Origin of the sequence: Streptomyces tricolor (assembly GCF_002155905.1) — a bacterium.
Lineage (GTDB): Bacteria > Actinomycetota > Actinomycetes > Streptomycetales > Streptomycetaceae > Streptomyces > Streptomyces tricolor.
Map to the genome: position 1 here is coordinate 1 of NZ_MUMF01000795.1, position 5,219 is coordinate 5,219.

Below are 5,219 nucleotides of genomic sequence, written 5' to 3' on the forward strand. Positions count from 1 at the left end.
GGGTGTTCGAGATGTTCGTGCCGGTCGCGAACCGACCGTCGCGGCTCGGTACCACCGTCGTGAAATGGTCTGCGTGCGAGTCCGAGTAGTACACACACTGCTGCAGGTTCACGTAACGACCCGTGTTCTGGTCCAGCGCCTTGACGCCTGACAACAAGGGGATGAGCTGGAAGATCCCGTTTCCATCGGCGCAGGACGGCGCGGTGTCAGGCGTGTTGGAGACGTTGGTTCCCGCCGAGAAGTCGGTGTCGATCGGCACCACGACCGTGAAGTGGTCACGCGTGAAACTGTTGTAGTACACACACTGGTGCAGGTTCAGATAGCGTCCGGCCGTCAGGTCGACGCCCAGGACCTTCGACTCCGCGAGGGAGAGTTCGAAGTTCCCGTTTCCGGGGCCGCACGACGGCTGTCCCTGCGGGTCCTGGGTGGTGGAGATGTTCGTGCCGGTCGCGAACCGGCCGTCGCGGCTCGGCACCAGTGTCGTGAAGCGCTGCGCACCGGCGGGCACCCGCGGGAAGTACACGCACTGGTGAAGATTCAGATACTCACTGGCCCGCTGCCACTGGCCGTGAGCGTTGTGGCCCCCGTCCCAGGCCCGGTACGGAACCGCACCGGCGGAGGCCGGTGTGCTGCCGACCAGCGCGGCGACCGTCAGTGCGGCACCAGCGAGCGCAGCGAAGCGTGACGAAAGACGCATGAGCCCATCCCCTCTCTCTTGTGCCGCCTCCCCGACATATGCGGCGGAGTGGTCCTCATTCGAGAGACTGCCCCCGTGATATCACCCCCCGGCGATGGCCCGAGAACTTCACCCCATCGAGTGCATCGCCCTATCCGAGAGGGGGTGGCAGGGGGGCACGCTGGAGGCTGTTGTGGCCAAGCCGCCGCGGATGGCCGCCCTGCGGGAGCGGCGTGGCGGTGGAGTGCGGAGGGCAGGCTCCGGCGGCGACCACGACCAAGACGCCGAGGCATCCCGTTCGCTGCCGTCCGAGCGCCGCGTCGGCACCCTTTGAGGGCCCGCGGAAGACCGGCTGGGATGCTTCGTCGTCACCGGCCCGGATGCGGCCGAGGTGGAACAGCGAGCCGACACGCTCGCGCGGTAGGTCCGCCTCCGAGCTGATGGCGGCCGTTACCGACGCGCTGCCGTACGGGTTCGGCAGCGCCGCTCTCGCCGAGCTGCAGCGCCTGGTCGACGACGTGCTGCACGTCGAGGGGTACGCCGTGGCGCTGCCGCACATCGGCTCCAGCCGAACCAGGGACCAGGGGCCACCACGCCGCATAGAGCGAACGCAATCACCCACCTGGTTGCTCCCAGCGGGAAACGGAACCTGAGCGGCGCGCATGAGCGCCGGCTCGCTGACCAAGCTCTCGATTCTCGGCAGGACGTCTCACCGGCGGATGTAACCCCCCAACCTGCGGCGTGCGAGGAATCGGAACTCGTCCGACGGAGCTGCACCGGCTTCCGCGAGCGGGGTGCTCGTGGGAGCCGGTGGGGGTGGTCATAGGGGACGTGGCCACCCGGGGCGGAGCCGATCACCGGGTCAGGTGTCCGTGTTGCCGGGCGGGAGCAGGGTCGTCTGGGCCCGCCAGGCCTCGACCAGGCGTTCGTGCAGGGAGTTCCACCGGTCGGCGCCGGGGAAGCGATCCTTCATCCAGAATCACTGCGGAGGAAGCAGTCCGGGAGAGCGTCCGCTCGGGGTCCCTGCGCGAGGGCCATCGCGGCCGGCGACCCGTCCTACCGCACGATCAAGGGCATCCTCATCGCCAACACCGAGACCGATCCCGAGCCCGAGTCCAGCGGAGACGCGGGGCCGCGGCCTTCCTCCACGGCCCCGCCCGGCTCTTCGCCACCGTCGCGACCCCCGACGCGACGGACGACATCCATGACGACCAGGTCCACGACGAAGCCGAGGTGGAAGCCCGATGACCGTGATGGACGCCGCACTGCGGGAGTCGCTCAAGACCCTGCGACTCTCGGGCATGCTGGAAACCCTCGACGCCCGCCTCGCCCAGGCCCACGGCAGCGAACTCGGCCATCTCGACTTCCTGCAGGTCCCTCTGCCAGGACGAGATCACCCGCCGGGAGACCGTCGCCTTCCACGCCGCCTGCAGTGAGCGAAGTTCGAGCAGCAGGTCACCCTCAAGGAGTTCGACTTCACCGCCTCCTCGAAACTGCCCGCCGCCCGGATCCGCGACCTCGGCGCCCTGCGCTGGCTGCATGCCGGGGAGTCGGTCCTCCTCTTCGGCCCCGTCGGCGTCGGCAAGACCCACATCGCCCAAGCCCTCGGCCACCTCGCCCTCCGCCAGGGAGCCCACGTCCGCTTCGCCAAGACCAGCCGCATCCTCGCCGACCTCGCCGGCGGCCACGCGGACCGCACATGGGAGAAACGGATCCGCGAACTCGTGCGCCCCGACGTCCTCATCCTCGACGACTTCGCCATGCGCCAGCTGTCCGCGGCCCAGGCCGACGACCTCTGCGAACTCGTCTCCGAGCGGCAGGGACGGTCTCTGATCATCACCAGCAACCGGGCGCCCAGCGACTGGTATCCCCTCTTCCCCAACCCCGTCGTCGCCGAGTCCCTCCTGGACCGGCTCATCAACACCAGCCATCAAGTGATCATGAACGGGCCTAGCTACCGCCCGAACAAGCGGCCCAGGAACCCCACCGACAAGACCAAACAGGAAAAACCGGTGGACGTCGTCGGGATACTTGGCAGTAGAGGCGGTCGCTGGCGGTCCTTCATCCGGACGCGGCGCTTCGGCAATGAGTTTGGATGGCTGTGCCTGAAGCGCTCCGCAGTGAACGCGCGCTTGCCGGCCGCGGTCCCCGTCGTGGCCGATGGGGCGCCGGTGGAGTGGGGACCTGTGACGGTCCGGCGTGTCGCGGTTTCCCACGAAATCCGGTGGAGCCTCGGCGGCCGGACGTGGTTGGGTCCTGCTCAATGCTGCGCTGACACGGCCCGGCACAGTGCGAGGCGCAAGGTCCGAATCGCAGGCGCGGTCTAGCCCGCGTGTCGTCGAGTGATGGAGGTATCGCGGTGGCTGGTTATGGGGCGCTTTCCAACGTATACGAGTGGCTGATCGGGGACGACAGGCTGACCCCCGCCAAGGCAGCCGCGGTTTACTACAGCGATGTCGTGGGCTCTCTGCCGCCCAACGCGCGCGTCCTCGACTGCGCGTGTGGAACCGGCCAGCTCGCCGTCGGTCTCGCGAGTCTTGGCCTTGACGTGGTCGCCGCAGACGCCAGCGATGGGATGGTTCGCCGGACCGAGAAGGCCGCCGACGAGCAGGGTGTCTCGCTTCGAGCCCTCCGCGCGAGCTGGGACGAACTGCCCGACCGCCTGGAGGACTCCACGTTCGATCTGGTGTTCTGCGTCGGCAACTCGCTCGGGCACGCCGAGGGCGCAGCCGGGCGCCTGACCGCACTGGAAGCGATGTCGCGGCTGCTGAATCCGGGCGGACGCCTTGTGCTCCACTCACGCAACTGGGAGCTCGTGCGCTCTGCCGGCTCACGGGTAGACGTCCGCGATCGACTCATCCGCCGCGACGGCCGCGATGCGGTCGTCAGCTACTACTGGCAGATCGAGCAGTGCTGGGAGCAGGAACACTTCCTTGAGATCGTGGTCGCGCAGATCGAGCCGGATGGGGCAGTGCGAGCCTGCTCGGAGCGGTTGTCCATCTGGCCCTACCGGTACGAGGACCTCGTGGCACAGTTGCGGAGCGTCGGACTCACGGTGCAGTCCACCACCTTCGCCCCCGAGAGCGATGGATACCTGGTGGTCGCCAGCCGCGACCAGGCGCGAGGCACGTCTGAGCCGGTGCGCTGATCTGCCTTTCGTCGTCGTTGCCGACCTGCCGGCTCGCGACCGCCTGCAGCGCTTCGCGAAGTGTTCAGCGCTTGAAGCGGTTGCTGCGGGTGCGGTCCTCACCCTGCATCTGACCTGCTCAAGCTGATGTTGGAAACAGCTCGCGATCTGCCTTACCGTCAGCTCACGTCAGCGACTGGGGAATTACGTGAACTTCCGCCTGGGAATTTCGCGATCGTCCACACTCGGGGAGCTTTATCTTCTCGAAGTCCTGTGTAATCAGACGTTCGCGTCCTGACAGGACGGGCAGGTCATTCGCGGCCTTGCGCAAGAGAGGTTTCAGTTCTTCGAAAGTTGGCCCGGACGGGTGCCCGATCTTGTCGGCGGCGGAATTCAGTTCGTACATGGAGTCTCTCGAACGATTGATCGCGGTGATAAGTTCGGTATACCGCTGGGCGCAGACGGCGTTGGCCTCCTTCGTCCAGTCAGCGAGGGTGAAGGGGGCTGGACGTAGCGACCCTTGATCAGGAGTACCGCCGTCAGAATTCCGGCGAGGCTTGCAGCGACGGCAATCCATCCGCCGAGGCGCCGTGGCAGCGTCCGACGCAACTGCCGATTGTTGTCGCTCCTGTGCTCGCCTCGCACAAGCGATGGATGCCAGTGCTGTGCGCCGATGACTACGAAGGCGCAACCATTTCGCCCGGATGCGTCAACGGCGCGGAACACGGCAAGTGACCGTCGCCGGACCTGCCCGGCTGTGTCGATGGCGACGGGCCCCAGCCGCGCCTCGTGACCGCGGTTGAGAATCCGGCTCGCCCGGCGTCCCGGGCCAGTGCCGCCTCGACGCTATGGCCGGCCGGTCTCCGCGGGCAGGGTGCACGATGTCGCCTCGTGCGCCCGGGCCGCGGCCGCCGAACAGCTCCTGGTGCCGCTCCCCAGTGCGGATAACTTCCGAGCGCTGCGCCGCTGTCGCAAGTGTCTCGTACCGGCCCCGCTCACCACGACGTCTGAGGAGTCAGGGGGAGCGATGGGCGGCCAGGGCTTCTTCTGTTGTGGGGTAGGCGAGGAGTAGTTCGTCGAGGCCGGTCAGCGCCAGCATGCGGCTCAGCCGGTCGGGAACGGCGGCCAGCACGACGGTTCCCTGGGCTTGTTGTGCGTAGCGCCAGATGCCGACCAGGGTGCTGAAGCCGGAGGAGTCGCAGAAAGTGATCTGGTGCAGGTCGAGGATGAGGTGGCGGTGTCCGCGTTGTATCAGGTCGAGGGCCTGGGCGCGCACAACGGACATGGTCTCGTAGGTGAGTTCACCGGTCACGCTGGCTACGGCGAGGTCGCCGTCAGTGTGCCGGCAGGTGAGGGTGGCGGTGGGGTTCACGGGCGGCTCTTCGGCTGCGGGCCGGTGGGGGCGGTTGTGTGGGC

4 protein-coding genes and 1 pseudogene are annotated in these 5,219 nt (G+C 67.7%); 2 read left to right on the plus strand and 3 right to left on the minus strand.

Translation table 11 applies throughout. The annotated features are described in order from the left end of the window. The coding region (locus tag CCN44_RS39655; protein ID WP_158103214.1) for a hypothetical protein at positions 1–523 on the minus strand (523 nt) is incomplete at its 3' end. 1,397 nt (positions 524–1,920) lie between these two features. Here CCN44_RS39655 and istB point away from each other — a divergent pair. Further along, positions 1,921–2,670, plus strand: a pseudogene (gene istB, locus CCN44_RS48065) (IS21-like element helper ATPase IstB); the annotation flags it as partial. Positions 2,671–3,035: 365 nt separating this feature from the next. Then, positions 3,036–3,824, plus strand: a complete 789-nt coding sequence (locus tag CCN44_RS39680; protein WP_086703970.1) for a class I SAM-dependent methyltransferase — start codon at positions 3,036–3,038, stop codon at positions 3,822–3,824. Positions 3,825–3,987: 163 nt separating this feature from the next. On the opposite strand, the gene CCN44_RS45745 is transcribed toward CCN44_RS39680, so the two are convergent. Then, positions 3,988–4,209 carry a hypothetical protein gene (locus CCN44_RS45745; RefSeq protein ID WP_143650372.1) on the minus strand — a complete coding sequence of 74 codons (222 nt, stop codon included), beginning with the start codon at positions 4,207–4,209 and terminating at the stop codon, positions 3,988–3,990. Between the two features lie 609 nt (positions 4,210–4,818). Further along, positions 4,819–5,219: STAS domain-containing protein (locus tag CCN44_RS39685; protein ID WP_244204046.1), on the minus strand; the 401-nt coding region annotated here is incomplete at its 5' end.

Bases quoted from the DNA above. Each gene is read 5' to 3' on its own strand.
- CCN44_RS45745 (WP_143650372.1), bottom strand. From the start codon at position 4,209: ATGTACGAACTGAATTCCGCCGCCGACAAGATCGGGCACCCGTCCGGG.